16 protein-coding genes are annotated in these 14,339 nt (G+C 57.2%); 6 read left to right on the top strand and 10 right to left on the bottom strand.

Features of this window, described 5'->3' with window-relative positions:
- Window positions 1-41 precede the first annotated feature (41 nt).
- Both GCT19_RS09540 and GCT19_RS09535 read left to right on the top strand, forming a co-directional pair.
- Window positions 42-425 (top strand): hypothetical protein, encoded by a 384-nt coding sequence (locus GCT19_RS09540; protein WP_152851727.1) that lies wholly within the window; start codon window positions 42-44, stop codon window positions 423-425.
- The gene (locus tag GCT19_RS09535; RefSeq protein ID WP_152851726.1) at window positions 422-712 is read left to right on the top strand and encodes a hypothetical protein; all 291 of its coding nucleotides are present in this window, start codon (window positions 422-424) and stop codon (window positions 710-712) included. The genes GCT19_RS09540 and GCT19_RS09535 overlap by 4 nt, the downstream gene beginning before the upstream one ends.
- 6 nt (window positions 713-718) lie before the next feature.
- Here GCT19_RS09535 and GCT19_RS09530 read toward each other — a convergent pair whose 3' ends face one another.
- Complete coding sequence (locus tag GCT19_RS09530) at window positions 719-1,066, bottom strand: helix-turn-helix domain-containing protein (protein WP_152851725.1); 348 nt, start codon at window positions 1,064-1,066, stop codon at window positions 719-721.
- Between the two features lie 143 nt (window positions 1,067-1,209).
- On the opposite strand from GCT19_RS09530, the gene GCT19_RS09525 reads away from it, so the two are divergent.
- Window positions 1,210-2,526 carry a hypothetical protein gene (locus GCT19_RS09525; RefSeq protein WP_227749224.1) on the top strand — a complete coding sequence of 439 codons (1,317 nt, stop codon included), beginning with the start codon at window positions 1,210-1,212 and terminating at the stop codon, window positions 2,524-2,526.
- Window positions 2,527-2,686: 160 nt separating this feature from the next.
- The gene (locus GCT19_RS09520) at window positions 2,687-3,523 is read left to right on the top strand and encodes a hypothetical protein (RefSeq protein WP_152851724.1); all 837 of its coding nucleotides are present in this window, start codon (window positions 2,687-2,689) and stop codon (window positions 3,521-3,523) included.
- 354 nt (window positions 3,524-3,877) lie between these two features.
- Here GCT19_RS09520 and GCT19_RS09515 read toward each other — a convergent pair whose 3' ends face one another.
- The gene (locus tag GCT19_RS09515; RefSeq protein WP_152851723.1) at window positions 3,878-4,165 is read right to left on the bottom strand and encodes a hypothetical protein; all 288 of its coding nucleotides are present in this window, start codon (window positions 4,163-4,165) and stop codon (window positions 3,878-3,880) included.
- Between the two features lie 512 nt (window positions 4,166-4,677).
- On the opposite strand from GCT19_RS09515, the gene xopAX reads away from it, so the two are divergent.
- The gene (gene xopAX / locus GCT19_RS09510; protein WP_152851722.1) at window positions 4,678-5,610 is read left to right on the top strand and encodes a XopAX family type III secretion system effector; all 933 of its coding nucleotides are present in this window, start codon (window positions 4,678-4,680) and stop codon (window positions 5,608-5,610) included.
- Between the two features lie 317 nt (window positions 5,611-5,927).
- Here the strand turns inward: xopAX and GCT19_RS09505 are convergent, their stop codons facing one another.
- From GCT19_RS09505 to GCT19_RS09475, 7 genes are all read right to left on the bottom strand, one after another.
- Window positions 5,928-6,917: a GTP pyrophosphokinase gene (locus tag GCT19_RS09505; protein WP_193727387.1), complete on the bottom strand. Its 990-nt coding sequence runs from the start codon at window positions 6,915-6,917 to the stop codon at window positions 5,928-5,930.
- On the bottom strand, window positions 6,914-7,981 hold the full coding sequence (locus GCT19_RS09500) for a nucleoid-associated protein (RefSeq protein ID WP_152851720.1): 1,068 nt from the start codon (window positions 7,979-7,981) through the stop codon (window positions 6,914-6,916). The genes GCT19_RS09505 and GCT19_RS09500 overlap by 4 nt, the downstream gene beginning before the upstream one ends.
- A gap of 233 nt (window positions 7,982-8,214) precedes the next feature.
- The gene (locus tag GCT19_RS09495; RefSeq protein ID WP_152851719.1) at window positions 8,215-8,922 is read right to left on the bottom strand and encodes a hypothetical protein; all 708 of its coding nucleotides are present in this window, start codon (window positions 8,920-8,922) and stop codon (window positions 8,215-8,217) included.
- 94 nt (window positions 8,923-9,016) lie between these two features.
- Window positions 9,017-9,442: a hypothetical protein gene (locus GCT19_RS09490; protein WP_152851718.1), complete on the bottom strand. Its 426-nt coding sequence runs from the start codon at window positions 9,440-9,442 to the stop codon at window positions 9,017-9,019.
- A 103-nt stretch (window positions 9,443-9,545) separates the two neighbouring features.
- Entirely contained in the window at window positions 9,546-10,367 is an 822-nt protein-coding gene (locus GCT19_RS09485) for a hypothetical protein (protein ID WP_227749223.1), read from the bottom strand.
- Between the two features lie 182 nt (window positions 10,368-10,549).
- The gene (locus tag GCT19_RS09480) at window positions 10,550-10,759 is read right to left on the bottom strand and encodes a hypothetical protein (protein ID WP_152851717.1); all 210 of its coding nucleotides are present in this window, start codon (window positions 10,757-10,759) and stop codon (window positions 10,550-10,552) included.
- Window positions 10,760-11,093: 334 nt separating this feature from the next.
- A complete protein-coding gene (locus GCT19_RS09475; RefSeq protein ID WP_193727386.1) occupies window positions 11,094-11,651 on the bottom strand; it encodes a rolling circle replication-associated protein in 558 nt (185 codons plus the stop codon).
- A gap of 905 nt (window positions 11,652-12,556) precedes the next feature.
- Between GCT19_RS09475 and GCT19_RS09470 the strand changes: the two genes are divergently transcribed.
- Window positions 12,557-13,432 carry a hypothetical protein gene (locus GCT19_RS09470; RefSeq protein ID WP_152851715.1) on the top strand — a complete coding sequence of 292 codons (876 nt, stop codon included), beginning with the start codon at window positions 12,557-12,559 and terminating at the stop codon, window positions 13,430-13,432.
- A 28-nt stretch (window positions 13,433-13,460) separates the two neighbouring features.
- On the opposite strand, the gene GCT19_RS09465 is transcribed toward GCT19_RS09470, so the two are convergent.
- Window positions 13,461-14,225 carry a hypothetical protein gene (locus tag GCT19_RS09465; protein ID WP_227749222.1) on the bottom strand — a complete coding sequence of 255 codons (765 nt, stop codon included), beginning with the start codon at window positions 14,223-14,225 and terminating at the stop codon, window positions 13,461-13,463.
- Window positions 14,226-14,339: the final 114 nt, after the last annotated feature.

Below are 14,339 nucleotides of genomic sequence, written 5' to 3'. Positions count from 1 at the left end.
ATCCGGAGGCCCGTGCGCGCCCGTTTTCTGGAGAATTACCCATGAACCAAACAACGCGGATCAAACCGCTTTTCCGTCCAGGGCGGTTGCTCATCACGCCGGTCGCGCTCACCGCACTGCGCGCGAATGGCATTCCCGTCATCAGCGTAGTGCTCAGGCACATCACGGGCGACTGGGGGATCCTGTCCGACGAAGACCGGCAGCAGAACGATCTGTCAATCACGGCTGGCCTGCGCCTGATTTCACTTTATCGCCTGCCGGACCGGACCCGCATTCTGGTGCTCACAGAGTGGGACCGCTCGAATACGACCATCGAACGCCTTGAGGATGTTGCCTCCGATAGCGGCGGACGGGCGGAACGGCCTGCGAATCGTCGCTATCCGATGTGGCCTTCCGAGAGCTACGTGCAGGAGGGCCACGCATGAGCAACTATGCAAAACGCCCGCGTTTTCCGATGGGACGCACCGTCATCACGCCGGGCGCAGAGGCAATACTCGAAGAGGTCGGCATATCGGGAGTCACACTGCTCGCCCGCCATATTCATGGCGACTGGGGAGATCTACCGGTCGAAGATCAGACAGCGAACGAACTGGCGCTGCTCACGGGCCGACGCTTGTTGTCGAGCTATGACCTGCCCGGCAACGGGAAGGTTTGGATCATCACCGAAGCGGATCGCTCCGCCACGACGATCCTGCTGCCCGACGACTACTGACTTGCATCAACGCTTCGCGAGTCGTCCAGCCAGCCGCTCAACGATCTCAACCACCATCGTCCGGTCGTTCCCGCCGAGCTTCGCCAGAAGCTGTGCGACGTACTTCGCCTGATCGCTAGTGCGGCTGCTGACTTCCGTTAGTAGGTCGGCCGCGTTGCATTCGAAGAGTTCCGCCAGTTCCACCAGCCTTGCCACGGTCGGCATCACCAGACCGCGTTCCATGCGGGAGACGGCCTCGTTGCCGATCCCCAGCGCCTCGGCGACCTGCTCCTGCGTGTACCCGCTTGCCGCGCGATGTTTCGCGATCGCCCGGCCGATCACCGTGGCGAGCCTGTCCAGATCGATTTGCGCCATGCATCCCTCCATTCAACCTGAATGGTTGGGCTACGCCTTTTAAAACTTAAGGACTTATTGGGTTGAAAGTACGCCCAAAAAGTTGGTTAACGTTATATTTCCGGGCGAATGCCCTTCATCCACACCTGAAAAGGAACCATGCAGTGAAGAAAAATCAACGCCATACGGGGATCACCGCAGTCGCGCTTGCTACCTCCCTATGCGCAGCCGTGGCCGCATGCGGCGGCGGCGGAAACGGCGGCGGCCCCGCATCGGTCAGCACGACCGGCACCGCAGCGGTTGGCTCGCCCATCGTCGGCGGCAATGTGACGCTGACCTGTGCATCGGGAGCAACGGCGGCGGCCTCGACCGGTCTGGACGGCACATATTCCGTTACCTTGAAGCCGGCAGACTACCCGTGTGTCGCACAGGTCGCGGGCGGTACAGTTAACGGCGTCGCTCTGGCGTCACCGCTCCATTCCGTCGCAGCCGCGCCCGGCACGGCGAACATCACGCCGCTCACGGATCTGATCGTCGGCGTGCTCGGCGACGGGAATGCTTCTGTGCTCGACAGCGCGAAGCCGGGTGACCTGGGCTCGATCATCACGTCGGATGCCCTTGCCAACGCCAACGGCAAACTCACCACGGCGCTCGCCACGCTGCCGGGCAAGCCCATGCTACCGGACGACTTCAATCCGCTCACGACCGGCTTCAAGGCGCAAAAGGGCGATGCTGGCGACGCCCTGCTCGAAGGCTACGCGGTGGCACTGACTGCGGCGGGCCTGACGCAGGCCGATGCGGTCTCGCACACGGCCTCCGGTACGCCAATGACGCAGCAGGCTTACGCGCAGACAGCCTTCACGACTCCGGGCCTCACGACCGTCCAGATGGGGTCTTCCGTCAACCTCGACAACACGTTCGCGATCGCCATCGCCGATCCGAATCGTGGCCAGTATGTTGCAAAGGCAATCATCGATGCGGATGGCAACGTCACGTCGTTCACGAATCCCGGTCCATTTACGGCGATCCTGAGCGTCCTCGGCAACCGCGTGGGCGAGCTGTGCACGGCCAATGGCGTCGGTGGCGTCGTCGCCACGCAGCCGGGCCAGTACGTTTATGTGTCGAGCGAGATGACCGAAGTGACGGATCCGGGCGAACTGAACGGCAAGACCTTCGACGAATACGAGGATTGCGCCAGGTCGGGCACGACGACGTTCGCCAACGGTGTTGCGACGTTCACGGACAACGAGGGCCACCAGGATACGCCTGTGAGCAACATTGCGCAGGCTTTCACGGCCGAAGGCATGCCTGATCCGGAAAACCATTCGGTCGAGCACGCGAAGGTCTACAAATACGTTACCGACGGCGTCACGAAATACGCCTACCTCACCGTGAACAGCACGATGACTCCCAGCGCAAACGACGATCCGCTCACGTTCGACGCCGATAGCAAGTATTTGACGATCGGACTATCGCGATAACCCTTCGTTGCCAATGCCGCGCCCTTCAGGCGTGCAGCGGCGTATTCCACTCCGCGCAGCGGCTGCTCATTCCGGCCTGCTGCGCCTTTGTCCATCCAGCGAAAGCGAATTACTCCGCTGGCTGCGCACCGATCTTAACCAAACACTCTTCGCTCTGAACATGAAATCCATCACCCTTGCTTCAGCGGCCGTTCTGAGCCTGACGCTTGCGGGCTGCGGCCATTCCGAAATTGATACGGTCAAGGCGGCAACCGTCCCGCAGGATTCGACGCATACCTACGGAACGACACTCTCGAACCGGGCCTCGTGCGTGACGGATAGCTGGCGCACGTTCAAGGACGACACGAACCGGACGGTCGTGGAATATCGTTGCGAACTGAAGAACGGTGCGGCGCTTCTCGCAGCGTTGCGCCAGCAGAAGATCATCGATACGCAGCACGATTTCCAGGGCTATTTCAACGGCCTCGATCAGACCACAGAGCGGGCCAGCCACGAACCCGAGGCTGCTGAAAAGGAATTGGCCGACGCCCGGGACACGCTCGCGCAGTTGCAGTCTCAGGCCGATGCGGCGAAGTCGAATGCGGCCGCTTCAGGCGATCCGCGTGCATTACGTCAAGCCATGGTCAATCAGGACGACGTGGCGGCGGCTCAACGCGCCGTCGAACAGGCGCAGCAGCATCTGGACGATGCCAAACGCACGCTCGCGAGCTTGCCGCAGGATCGTGCCCGTCTTGAGCAGCAGGAGAAGGTTGCGCTCGCGCAGATCGACAACACATACGGCGGCATCACCCAGGCGCGCGAGGTGTTCCAGTGGTTTGTCCGGGATACCGAAGTCGTACCGGCCTGGGCCGGTGTCGAACTGACCAGGCAGGACGGCAATACCGCGCGCCAGGACAGGAATTGGCGGCAGACAATGTGGGATCTGCTCAACCGTCGGGGCGACGATCACGTTCGCGCCGTGCTCAACGTACCGGACAATATCGCCTCCGGCCAGTAGCCCCCGGCATCGTAATCGGCAGCAGCAACCGACTCAGACCCACCAATGCCGGTCGTGCATCCAGCAACCAGGGCCAGGCCTTCTGCTACGCAAGGCTGAAAGATTGCGCAACGGCGGGCAAGACGCCCCCTTCAGCAACGACCTGGTGCCGAGTAACGTAGCGAATGCAGACCACCGTCAGCCTGAGCCAGTTATCTGGCCGGGCGGAGCATGGTGCCGCGCCAGTACGAGGCGGCATTTTTCTTTGTTTAGAAGCTACTGTGGCTCGCCCCGGCGCGTTCTCAGTGTTGTTCCGGCACTCGTGTGCAGGCATCGCAGCAGGCGTTCCCGCCTTGGGTCGTTGGTACCCGGCCCTCAGTCGAGCCAAGGCAGCGGCTGCGGCGACGCCACGAAAGTGGTCAGTTTGTCGTCAGGCTGCGTCCAAATCAGGCCGAACTGCATCGTGTCCGAATTCGGCACGACGAAGACACGGGGCTCGTCGTGAAACTCGCCCGACCAGCCAGCCGCCCGGGCCTGCTCTTTCGCAGCCCCACATTCGAGATCAATCACCTCACGGGTGAACGAGTCCCCGCTCGCATCCAGCTCCGCGCGCAATTCGGCCAACGTTCGCATCCACTGGAATTGCCCGTCGGGTTTGGACATTGAATATACATGCCACGACATTTTTTATTTCCTCATTCGCCTTGGGGGTGTCGCCTGACAGATCGCCGTCGGCAGATCAGACACACTTCGTAGCTGTCGGCGGAAAACGCGGATTCTTTAGCCCAGGTGAGGCAAATCTCGAATTATCCTGCTTATCTCAAAATAATTAGACGCTACGGATGCTCTCAACCGTACTCCACGCCGGGGCCGAAAACTGCGGCCACCCCGATCGCTGGTAATCGCGTGATCAAGCGCCCCGGCTGTAATGCACTCGCGGTACGGCGTAAGCAGGTGCGCCGCGGGCGCACCTGCCGTCCCCACCGAACATTTTTTTGGCGAGTTTTCCTGCAATCCACCCAATCTCGGCCTAAACGAGGATTTTCTGGATCGCACAGAACCACCGCATCTGCGCCTTCATGAGATGCTTGAAGTATCCTTGAGAAGGACCACCCGAAGTCGTTTTACGCCCAGACCCTGCAGCCCATTGCCTCCCGCAATCGAACGATATACAGATGAGAATCACCAACGCAGACTACTCACCTTTGGATGTTCTTTCGGAGCTTCTTTCGTACACCCGATGCTCCAATGTAGATACTGAGGACTTTTTCCAGGACGAACACGCTTCGCACGATTGGCTAACTGCTCGCTGGGCGGACAAACTCGATGTTGTCCTGAACTCGTTTCGACGCCTCGGCACAGACGTTTACGAGCAACAGCATATTCGTGACTACGGAGTCGACGTCCGGCTAACGTTCGACCATAAGAGCGAGCACCACAAGGTAGGGTTTCAGCTGAAATCAAACAACGAGGCGGTCGCAGACAGCAGGCCAAATCGTACTGGTGAATCGATGGTCGCCGTGCTTAAGCGGCAGGCGTTTGAAGCGGCTCAGCGGTCTGGTGTCACCGACTGGTGGATTGTTCTTGCATTTGATCGCGTGAAGCACGCAAAGAAAGTTCAGGCCATCAACGCAGAACTGCTTAGTGGTACGACGCTTCCGATTCGTATAACTGTCGTTGATCCACGAAAGGCAATGGCGTTCCTGTCCATGTCCGACCAGAAGATCGACGCGATTTGCACCCTTCTGCTCTGCGCCGACGACGAAGTGCTCAAAAGCGCGCAAAGTGAGGTGCGAAATATGGGATCGTTTGCGAGGAAGTTTGTTTTGTCGCATATTGGCGATGCCTTGAACGGCGAGCGACAGATTTCTCAGGACGATATCTGGTCGTGGAATACCGTGGGAGACTTCGATGACGAAAAAGCGATAGAGGAAATACGCGACCTGGAGAGCGATGGTTTCCTGATTGTGGACGACGCTAACGCGGGTTACACCGTAGAACCAGGCGCGTACCCCGGTCTGTGCGCTCTGTATTTTGAAGGGCGCGTCCGCCACGAACTGAACCCTAAGGCCGCGGCTGAGTTCATGGAAAGACTTGTTGACGATTGACCTGGTAATGCAAACTGCGCCAGGCGCGAGCGCCTGGCGCACTTGCTCCCGGCGTCAAGCCGCTTGCGTTCGATCGCGATTACAAGAGTCGTACGTACGGAATCCCGCTGCCCGTAATGGGCTACCTTCCGGGGAGCGACGATTCCGGCCTGCACTCTTCTTTGCGGTGTTCGCGCTAACGCAACGGCCTCCGCACTTGCGCTCCAACCATGGAGCGGTGGCCCTATCCATGGCCAGACGGGCGAGCCGTCGATGGAGTTCGCGCATCTGCTTCGGAGCCGTTCAAGATCCCGGCCGGGTCCGCATCGGTAACGAAGCTAATAAAAGCTATCGGCCGCTTTACCCAGGTCTGCCAGGACGAGTTGCAGATCGCGCCGGTAAGCCGGCAAATTCCACCGCTCAACCAGTTCGACATCGTGTTCTCGGGCGAGCCAATAAACGAGCACGCTTATTGGCCTGGCAAAAAGGCCGGCTCGGGCCGACCGCTCGCGCAGGCGTTGCGCATAGCCACCTTGCAGAAAATCGTCGAGTTCCGCCCGATTGCATGACGCAAACAGGTCGCGATAGGTTTCAAGGAATTCCATCGCTTCCAGATTGCCGGTGTCATCTGCGACCTTGCCGCAGATCCGGGCATGCAGCGTGTTCGCGAACTGTTCAAGGTCGGAAATTGTCGCAGACACCTGATCGAGTTCGTACAAGGCCTGGCAGAACATGTCGTCCGTTGTTTCCATCAAGGCCATGCTTCTTGCCACGAGTCGCCGGGCCGACGACGGTACCTGAACGGTCGGCTTGTAGATATTGTCGTGCACAAGTTCTGCGTAGGCATGCTGGAGCAACGTCCGGATCTGGACCTCGCACGGCAGGCCATCGGGAATACGCAGACCGTTCACTTCGGTTTCCCCGGTTGCGCGGACCAGATAGTGGACCGACTGGTAGTCAAAGAGCGAAGGATGATCAATGACTTCGTCACGGAAATGACGATCCCGACTGGTCGACCATCCGCTATAGGCCAGCAATGCCCGCTCGACGATCTCAATGTCAGTCCGAACCAGCACGACGAAGCGCGCACCGACGAGGTCGGTCATGCCGACGCGCGGGTCCGGATAGTTTTTCTTGGCCTGTTTCTTCAGCGCCGAAGCGACGTCTTTCGCGCGATAGGACGGCTCGATCTTGAAGAACGATTTGTACCGCTCCTTACCGACGTCGAGTTCGACAAACTCCTTGATCCTGGCAACAACAAAAGCACCCCAAGCCTTCAGGGCGGGGGTGCTTTCGTTCAGCCAGTTTTCAAAGCCGGGATCGCTCACTCTTCGCTTGCTATTGAACCCTTGATTTTGACGATGGTTGAACCATCGACCGAATTCTCGACCTTTACCCAGTCCGTCCCTTCCGCGGGGCTTGTCAGCATGACGCCCGACGTAAACACCATTTTGCGCCGCCGCTTCAGCCTGCTTGCAATATAGTCGGTGTCCTTCGTGATCTCATTTACGGGAAAACCCGACTTCTCCATGTATTTGAGGTACGCAGCCTGTTCGGTCTTGTTGAGATGCTTCTCCCCGAACGACGCGACGCCGATCGTGTTGAGGTTGCTGCGCAACTCCGAGCGCAGGGACTCTCCAAGATCGATCCTTCGCGACCGTGCAATGTCCAGCGTATCGAGAAAGCGGTTGGTCTTCTCGAAAAAGTCCCTGGTCAACCGCTTGTCCGTCGCGGAGACATCCGCACCGAGGAAGTCCCCGTAGAAATAGTACGCGGCTTTGCGGCTTTCCGTGCCGGTCATGATGTGATCGAACAGGTGCACGGCGTAGTACTGCGGATCGTGCAAGCCGCCCGCCACAGGCGCCTTGGCCGCCGTCTGCTGGACAAATCCGATCTTGAACAGCCGCTGGCTCTCAGTCAGGAAAATGTGCTCCAGATAGTCGATGACGGTTTTACCGTTCTCCGTCTTTTCTCCCAGGGCGTCCTGCATGTCGGCCTTCACCACTGCGGCAAATGGCCGCTGAAGCTGGGTCACGGTTCCGGCAAGCACGATCATCTTGCTGGGAGCATAGTCCCGGTTCAGTTGCGCCCGCGCCAGCCTATCCGCTGCCGCCATCGAAAAATCAATGAACTGCTGATCGTCGCCATGCATCAGACCCGCTGCATCCTGGAAAAAGCTGCCAGCGGCGGTTTCCCGAAAGTCGGCCCGCACACCCCGCGACTTGTGCCCAAGTGCCTGCGCCAACCGGCGGTTGAACATGTCCATGCCCGAGACCGGCAAATTGACGAGATGCGGGCGATGCGTCGGTTTAACGTACGACTGATCGTGGCCACGCGGATGCACGTCGTGAACGGCCAGACGGTCGATCTTGAGCAAGCTCAGATCCAGCATGCAGTCTTCCTTACCATGTAATTTTTACGTGGGCGCAAGTGTGACACGTTGAACACAACAGCGAAACCCCACAGAACAACATATGCCGCACGCATACAACAGGGGCGACCGAGACGGGTTGCGCTACAGATCATTCCGTCCCGGCGAGTAGCGGAGTGCGGATTAATATCCGGACGCCTGTCGTGTCGAGTGCGCCGTGACCTCCGGAAATGGTCTATGCGGGAACGTCCGCATTAGCCGCCGAACGCCGACCGATGGAGCCTCAAGCCGGCCTTCGCGATCTGGGATGACGACAGCCTCAATCGCGCCCGAAGGAAGTTGTCGCGAACACTGGTCAGGAAGTCCCTTCTCGAATCGCTCGTTGCACGGTCTATCTGCCGGGTCAGTTGCACGTCTGCGGTGTACACATCAAGCAGGTTGTTTGTACGGAAACGGTCCGGCGTCTTTTCGCTGCGGTCGATCGCGATGATGCGCGCCACGCTGTCCGGGGCAAGCTCGCGAGTCTGCCGGTACTGCCGGTAGATATCTTCAAGCGGCGCGTAGCGCACACCCCCATCAATCCCCGGAATGTTTGCGACCTTGTCCATGCGCAGCAGCAGATAGCGTTTCGCGATCGCAAGGTCTCTTGCCGCCGCATCGGCACTGGCATCGCCGCCGTGGCCCGGACCGCCGCCATGATGCCCAGCGCCCGACGCGAGTTCGCCATCGCGCGCCGTAAAGTCCGGAATACCGCGTAGATCAACGGGATAGCCCAGCTGGTGAACGCAGCTCGGTCCAAACGGATATTCGTTCCCCGCTTCGTCCACGAGGATGTAGGCGGTATCGGTTGGAAATCCATGGCGGCGGCCATTGCCGTCGGGCCGTGCGCAGCAGATACCCGGCGCCACGAAATCCCTGCGATCTGCAACGAGCGGCATATTTATCCTGAAAGCGAGATCCAATGCGCGCCATCGTACCCCGACGTATACGCACATCACTCCGCGCTACCGACGCGGCGCAATTATCTTGGAGAACGGCGTGACATCAAGCTCGCTCTTACGCCACGCCCTGCGCCCGACTGCGACGCAACCAGTAACGAACCGCAGTCCACGGTCCGGAAAACAGCGGGTAGTCCGGGCGCGTCTGAACGGTGACCGCGAAGATTTGCGGCTCTGCCGTGTTCTGCGTGATGCAGCAAGTCGTGTCACCAATCGTCACAGTCTTGGGGAGACTGGCCCACACTTCGGCGGCCACCTTCCGGATCCTTCCTGCATCAACCCCATCCCCTGTGACCATGAGTACTGCGTCGTCGTATTCGCGATCATCATCCGCGCCGGAGCCCGCAACGATGAGGATATGGCGATCAGTTGCGACGGTGCCCCGCAGTGCATCAATTAGCTTCTTGGCATAGTCCGCATGACCAACGCCGTACAAAGCCAGCGTTCGTTGATCGAGGCTGATGGTAATCGTGTCTAGGTCCATAGTCGAAACGCCTGCGGTTTCTCAGGTTCGTAAAATGCCGCTATCGGGCCAGCACTGTCACGTGCGTTCAGTCCCACAGTTCATAGCGGGTCCGACAGCCGGTCTAGACGGTGAGGAACTTCTGATATTTCTCGGCGAGCAATGCGAACTCGCCCCATCCCAAACCTGAGACTGCCAATCCAACGCCATTCGATGTGACTCTTCCCCAGAAGAGCACGATCCGGTCTGCTGATTCGTCGTTGATGCCCTTATCTTCCTGCTCACCCGCTGCTACCTTGATAGTGAAATCCGCGACATCGGGATGAGCCCGCAACCTTGTCATGCGGATGTTGGTCGGCTTCGGGTGAATCCCGGCATTCCAAGAACGCAGGATGGTTCCGTAATAAAGGCGAGGAATATCGCATTCTTCCGTAACTGTCGCGATATCGATCAGGATGTCGGTTAGTTTCCGAGCAACATCGGTACCGGGAAGCACAAAGTACTTGTAGAGGTTGAGATCGAAGCGTCGGCACAGCCCCGCGATGGTCGTGATCCTGCTCGGAAGTGCGAACGTTTCGCCCCGATGCCTTCCGATGGGAACTTCCGCAACTGGCCCATCTTCATCTTCGACAGCACTTTGCCCATACGGCTCGGCGTCCCCATCCGGTTTATGCGGTCGGTCTTTCATAAAGGAATTGACAATCGCGAGCTGGTCACTCGCGATAGCCTGCTTGGCATCCTCTTCCGTCAGATATCTTTTCCCGTCCGCGAGCGGCGTGCGAAGTGAGCAAGGAATCGCGCGGTAAGTCAAGCGGTGCATGAAACAGCACGCGCGACCATTCGAAAAGTGATCCTTGTCTTTCGGCGAACGGGAGATCGGTGTAAAACATTCAGGGCAATAGAGTCTATCCTCCATGTCCGCTGTATATTCCGAGGGAAGCACCATGTCGGGACTCGTAGGCCGCACGCGGTTAGCTGCGTCATAGCTCCAATTGGGAGCGTGCAAGGCGTGATTGATTCTGTTGCTCGAAGCCACTCCCTCTCCCATCGATCTGTGCGTTGATTCAGTTGAATTTATCGTAGATCTACAACGACTAGCGCATTCGTAGCGAAATTCAAATCACATGCTCAGGAAACGCGTGTGAGCTTTGGTGCGTTGACGACACCCGAAGACGTGCGCGTCTTGATGAGATAGTCGCGCAGTTGCTGTTTGTCGGCGTCAGTGAGGTGATCTTCGAATGACTCTTTTGCGACTTCCGCCGATTTGAGCAGATCCAGAAGCGCTTGAGGCGTCATATCCAGATCGATAGCAAAGTTCTCTACAGTTCGGTTCGTCATGCGAATGTCCATTTTTAATTCGTTGTTTCGGATATAGCAGCCTGCCCGCAAGTTCAAGAGCATCGCTTGTATCCGTTTGATTCTATCAGCCAAAGCCCCGACCGCCATTTCCTAGCCGACGCGACTTATGCAATGCACATATTTTCTCAGCTCGTCGCGTTTTGTTAGCAGTCTATGACTGGAAAGTGCCCGGCTTGAACGCTGCCAATCCTCACTGGCTGGCTAATCGGCGTTCAAGCCGGCACATGGTTGCGATCACAAATATGAAGACCGCTTCACCACCACCTTCCACCTCACCTCCGTGCGACGCCACTGGCACGACCACCGAGAGCGCTCAATCCAGCCGCGACGTACCAAACGTGCGTCCATGCCAAGGACGATCATCCATCTCCTGCCCTGACCGCGCCAGATATCGAATGATCGTTCTGATCGCTTCTCGTCCCCTCGTATCGTTACGGTCAATCCGACCTACGCCGATATCCAGTCCACGCTCAGCCAGGCGATCCTTCTCACCGTTGCTCGACCAGTAAGCACCCAACCCACGGGTCACGACCCTCTCCCAGTATTCCCCGATACGCTGCGCGATGTGAATGTCCGCTCGATGATTGCCTGAGTAAAAAATGAGCAAGTGGATGTGCAGACCAGACGTTGGACCCTCTTCCATTTTCCAGATATAAGCGTTGATACCTGATAGCAACTCGTTGCATTCGATATTTTTAAAGAGTCTGTTGCGATGACGACGTAAGTCGTCAATCGTTATATCCTCGCGGTACTCGGGCTTGTAGTTAAGAGTCAGGAAGAGAATCAGGTATCGGGATCGTCTCTCGTACGCTCGCCTCTCCAGTTCAATACCTCGATCTTCAAGTCGATTTGTCTTGTGTTCTCCATTCATGCTGAATCTCCGGTTGTAGTTCAGCTTATAGGCCATGCCGATATGAATTTATCGATAGAGCGTAGGCATTGTGCCTACGCCATCTTCATCTCTGGTTTTCTGTGGAATGTTCTTTGGTCATTACCCCATCGACCAGGCATTGAGGGTTTCACTTACCTTGAAATATCGATCTCTTACTGAATATTGTTATTTAAACCATCTCATTTAAATTAATCTTTCTTATCTAATTCCATAAGAAGCAACGATGACGGCGACGAATAAGAAAGCCTTTCTCCGACAGTCTTGCAGCGAATACCCTGCAATTGCCTGATTTTTGTGTTGCTTTCGTATGGGTATTTATTTTTCTGACGCGGCATAAATTGAATCGGAAAGGGGTGCCCCTTTCCGATCGTGGCTTGGGCTGCCACCCAATTACGCGCCATCGCACGCTTCGATGCGCTCGATGATCCAATCCCGAATTTCCTGCTCGACCTAGGCTACGCGGTCATCACCCAGTAGAACAACCTTCGGGAAAGTGCCTCCGGCAATGTACTTGTAGATGGTGAATCGGCGCTGGCCCGCAGCGGGCTGTTGTGAGTCAGGCTGGCATCGCTCCTGCCAAGTCAACTCAGACCATCCGGGGGAACGATGATTTTTTACTGGACGCTGGCATTCCTCGTGCACGACGGTGTATCTTCCGACGGCTTCAACCAGAGCTGCATCGGTGCCAACTTCCCGTGCGGACGCCACAAAAACCGCCAGTAGCATAGGTGATGCACGAAGCTTCGTCTATGTATTTCCAGTATATTTCCGGGATATTTCTCATATAGGATCTGATGTATTCGAGCTACATTTACGATATATTCAGCAATGTATTTCTTGTCGAAAGCACGAGCCGATCCATTGATTTTATAAACTAAAATTTAATGACGATAACAATTTTCAATGACTCGAGGCGCACGCCACTTGGGCGCGAGCTTCCCGACTGGACGCTTGACGACAGAACGGTGGCGTGGCTATGGATGGTCCTAAGGGATATCGACCGTGAACAGCGGTTAGGACTGACGGGACTTGATGACGACAAATTCGGCATGCAAGCCATGTATCAAGACATGGCCGCTATCGTACGTCGCTGTGGGCTCGCGAATACTCTGAGCGACCAGAAAACAACCCAGCTCTTGAGTGCAGACGACCTCCAATGGATCGAGAAACGCGGTAGACAGGTTAATTGGCTAATACATGAGATCGATAAGAAATACGAAACGCCTCGCTCCGAATGTCCACCGGGACTGAACCAAAGGGAAGCGATTGTCGCACTTATTGATTCATGGGATATTCCAATCACGGACAAGCAACGGAGACTGGCGCGGTTAAAATCGGACTGGAATCATCACCTTGAACTAGACAGGCATTACATTTGGTTCAAGAATGGAAAAGAAAAGCAAAAATGCGAGGCTGCATGGGACTGGTATCAGAAAGAGCATGGCCGCTCCCTGCAAGCAAGTGCAAGGTTTTCCAAACTTGACGATATTTTATTTTTTCTCGACACCAAGGAATTCAGCCTTGAAGAAAGGCAATTCCATATCGAAAAAATCAAGCAGGAATTAAAACGGCAACAGGCAAGAGCCAACCTCAAGGATAAGAAGCAAAGCAATTTTGCCTTATCTGAAGAGGTCCGCGACCAACTGGAGGGTTTGGTTGCGCAGTATGGCATGACAAGACGGCAGATAATCGAGCGATTAATCCGGAATGCCGCCATCAATGGACTGGATGGGGAGCACGCGCCGGACGCACCAATCTAAACGAGACTATCGGACCACGACGAGCGTCTCACTCCCTGCCGACGATACCGCCATTGCGCAACTGCCTCACCGCATCAACCGGCCAGAGCACCCGGCGGTTCGCCAGTTTGACCGGCCGAACGCCGTGGTAACTTCCCTCACTGGAATACCGCTTGCGAATGGATTGGGGATCAACGGCCATCACTGCCGCAAACTCGTCGGTAGAGAGGAGGTCCCGATTCTCGGGAATCGGCATCGGGACGCGCGCTGCCGACTTCCGGGGACTGGCCGGAACTTCGGGTACAAGTGCAGGCAATGTATTCGCAGGGACACCACCTAGCACCGCACGCATCGAATCAATCATCGCCATCGACTGCGCGGCGTATTCGACAACTTGCGATGGGATGAAGTCGACCTGTCCAGAAGCCGGCTTGCCGACGATGACATCGATGAACAACGTCAACCACTCCGTCTCGATCTCTTCGCGCTCAAACCAATCGATGAACTGGTGCGGCGTCATCTTCGTTGGAGTAGTCCCTCCGTTTCCCTCCTGCTCGCTGGCCCACTCGTGCCATTCGCGCATGATTCGGCGTGCGCCGTGGAAGCGCCTATGCCCACCGTTAGGGAGCGGTTCGCCATCAAGCCCCACCCCGCCGTCCGGCATCTCTTCACACCCCTCGGGCGCAAGAACGCCTGACATCATGAGCGCGCCTTCGACCGGCGTCCACGTCGCCCGGCCAAGACACTCTTTCAATGTGACGTGAAGCCGCATTGCAGCAGCAATGCGCTCGCGTGGTGAGTAAAGATCGCTCATAGCCCCGTTGCGTAGAGATCCTGTAAACGCTCCGAACTGTAACCTAGGGCCGTCCCGATGTATCGCAAGCCACGCCCATTCGCCGCGCACCCATTCCAGCGGTTAATCGAACCT

It is taken from the genome of Paraburkholderia atlantica, assembly GCF_009362785.1.
Taxonomy (GTDB): Bacteria; Pseudomonadota; Gammaproteobacteria; order Burkholderiales; family Burkholderiaceae; genus Paraburkholderia; species Paraburkholderia atlantica.
This window is presented reverse-complemented; position numbering and strand designations above follow the sequence as displayed.

Coding starts and splice junctions, on each gene's coding strand:
- GCT19_RS09520 (WP_152851724.1), top strand. CDS start 2,687: ATGAAATCCATCACCCTTGCTTCAGCGGCCGTTCTGAGCCTGACGCTT.
- GCT19_RS09470 (WP_152851715.1), top strand. CDS start 12,557: ATGACGATAACAATTTTCAATGACTCGAGGCGCACGCCACTTGGGCGC.
- GCT19_RS09490 (WP_152851718.1), bottom strand. CDS start 9,442: ATGGACCTAGACACGATTACCATCAGCCTCGATCAACGAACGCTGGCT.
- GCT19_RS09465 (WP_227749222.1), bottom strand. CDS start 14,225: ATGAGCGATCTTTACTCACCACGCGAGCGCATTGCTGCTGCAATGCGG.
- GCT19_RS09515 (WP_152851723.1), bottom strand. CDS start 4,165: ATGTCCAAACCCGACGGGCAATTCCAGTGGATGCGAACGTTGGCCGAA.
- GCT19_RS09485 (WP_227749223.1), bottom strand. CDS start 10,367: ATGGTGCTTCCCTCGGAATATACAGCGGACATGGAGGATAGACTCTAT.
- GCT19_RS09500 (WP_152851720.1), bottom strand. CDS start 7,981: ATGCTGGATCTGAGCTTGCTCAAGATCGACCGTCTGGCCGTTCACGAC.
- GCT19_RS09480 (WP_152851717.1), bottom strand. CDS start 10,759: ATGACGAACCGAACTGTAGAGAACTTTGCTATCGATCTGGATATGACG.
- GCT19_RS09475 (WP_193727386.1), bottom strand. CDS start 11,651: ATGAATGGAGAACACAAGACAAATCGACTTGAAGATCGAGGTATTGAA.
- xopAX (WP_152851722.1), top strand. CDS start 4,678: ATGAGAATCACCAACGCAGACTACTCACCTTTGGATGTTCTTTCGGAG.
- GCT19_RS09540 (WP_152851727.1), top strand. CDS start 42: ATGAACCAAACAACGCGGATCAAACCGCTTTTCCGTCCAGGGCGGTTG.
- GCT19_RS09535 (WP_152851726.1), top strand. CDS start 422: ATGAGCAACTATGCAAAACGCCCGCGTTTTCCGATGGGACGCACCGTC.
- GCT19_RS09530 (WP_152851725.1), bottom strand. CDS start 1,066: ATGGCGCAAATCGATCTGGACAGGCTCGCCACGGTGATCGGCCGGGCG.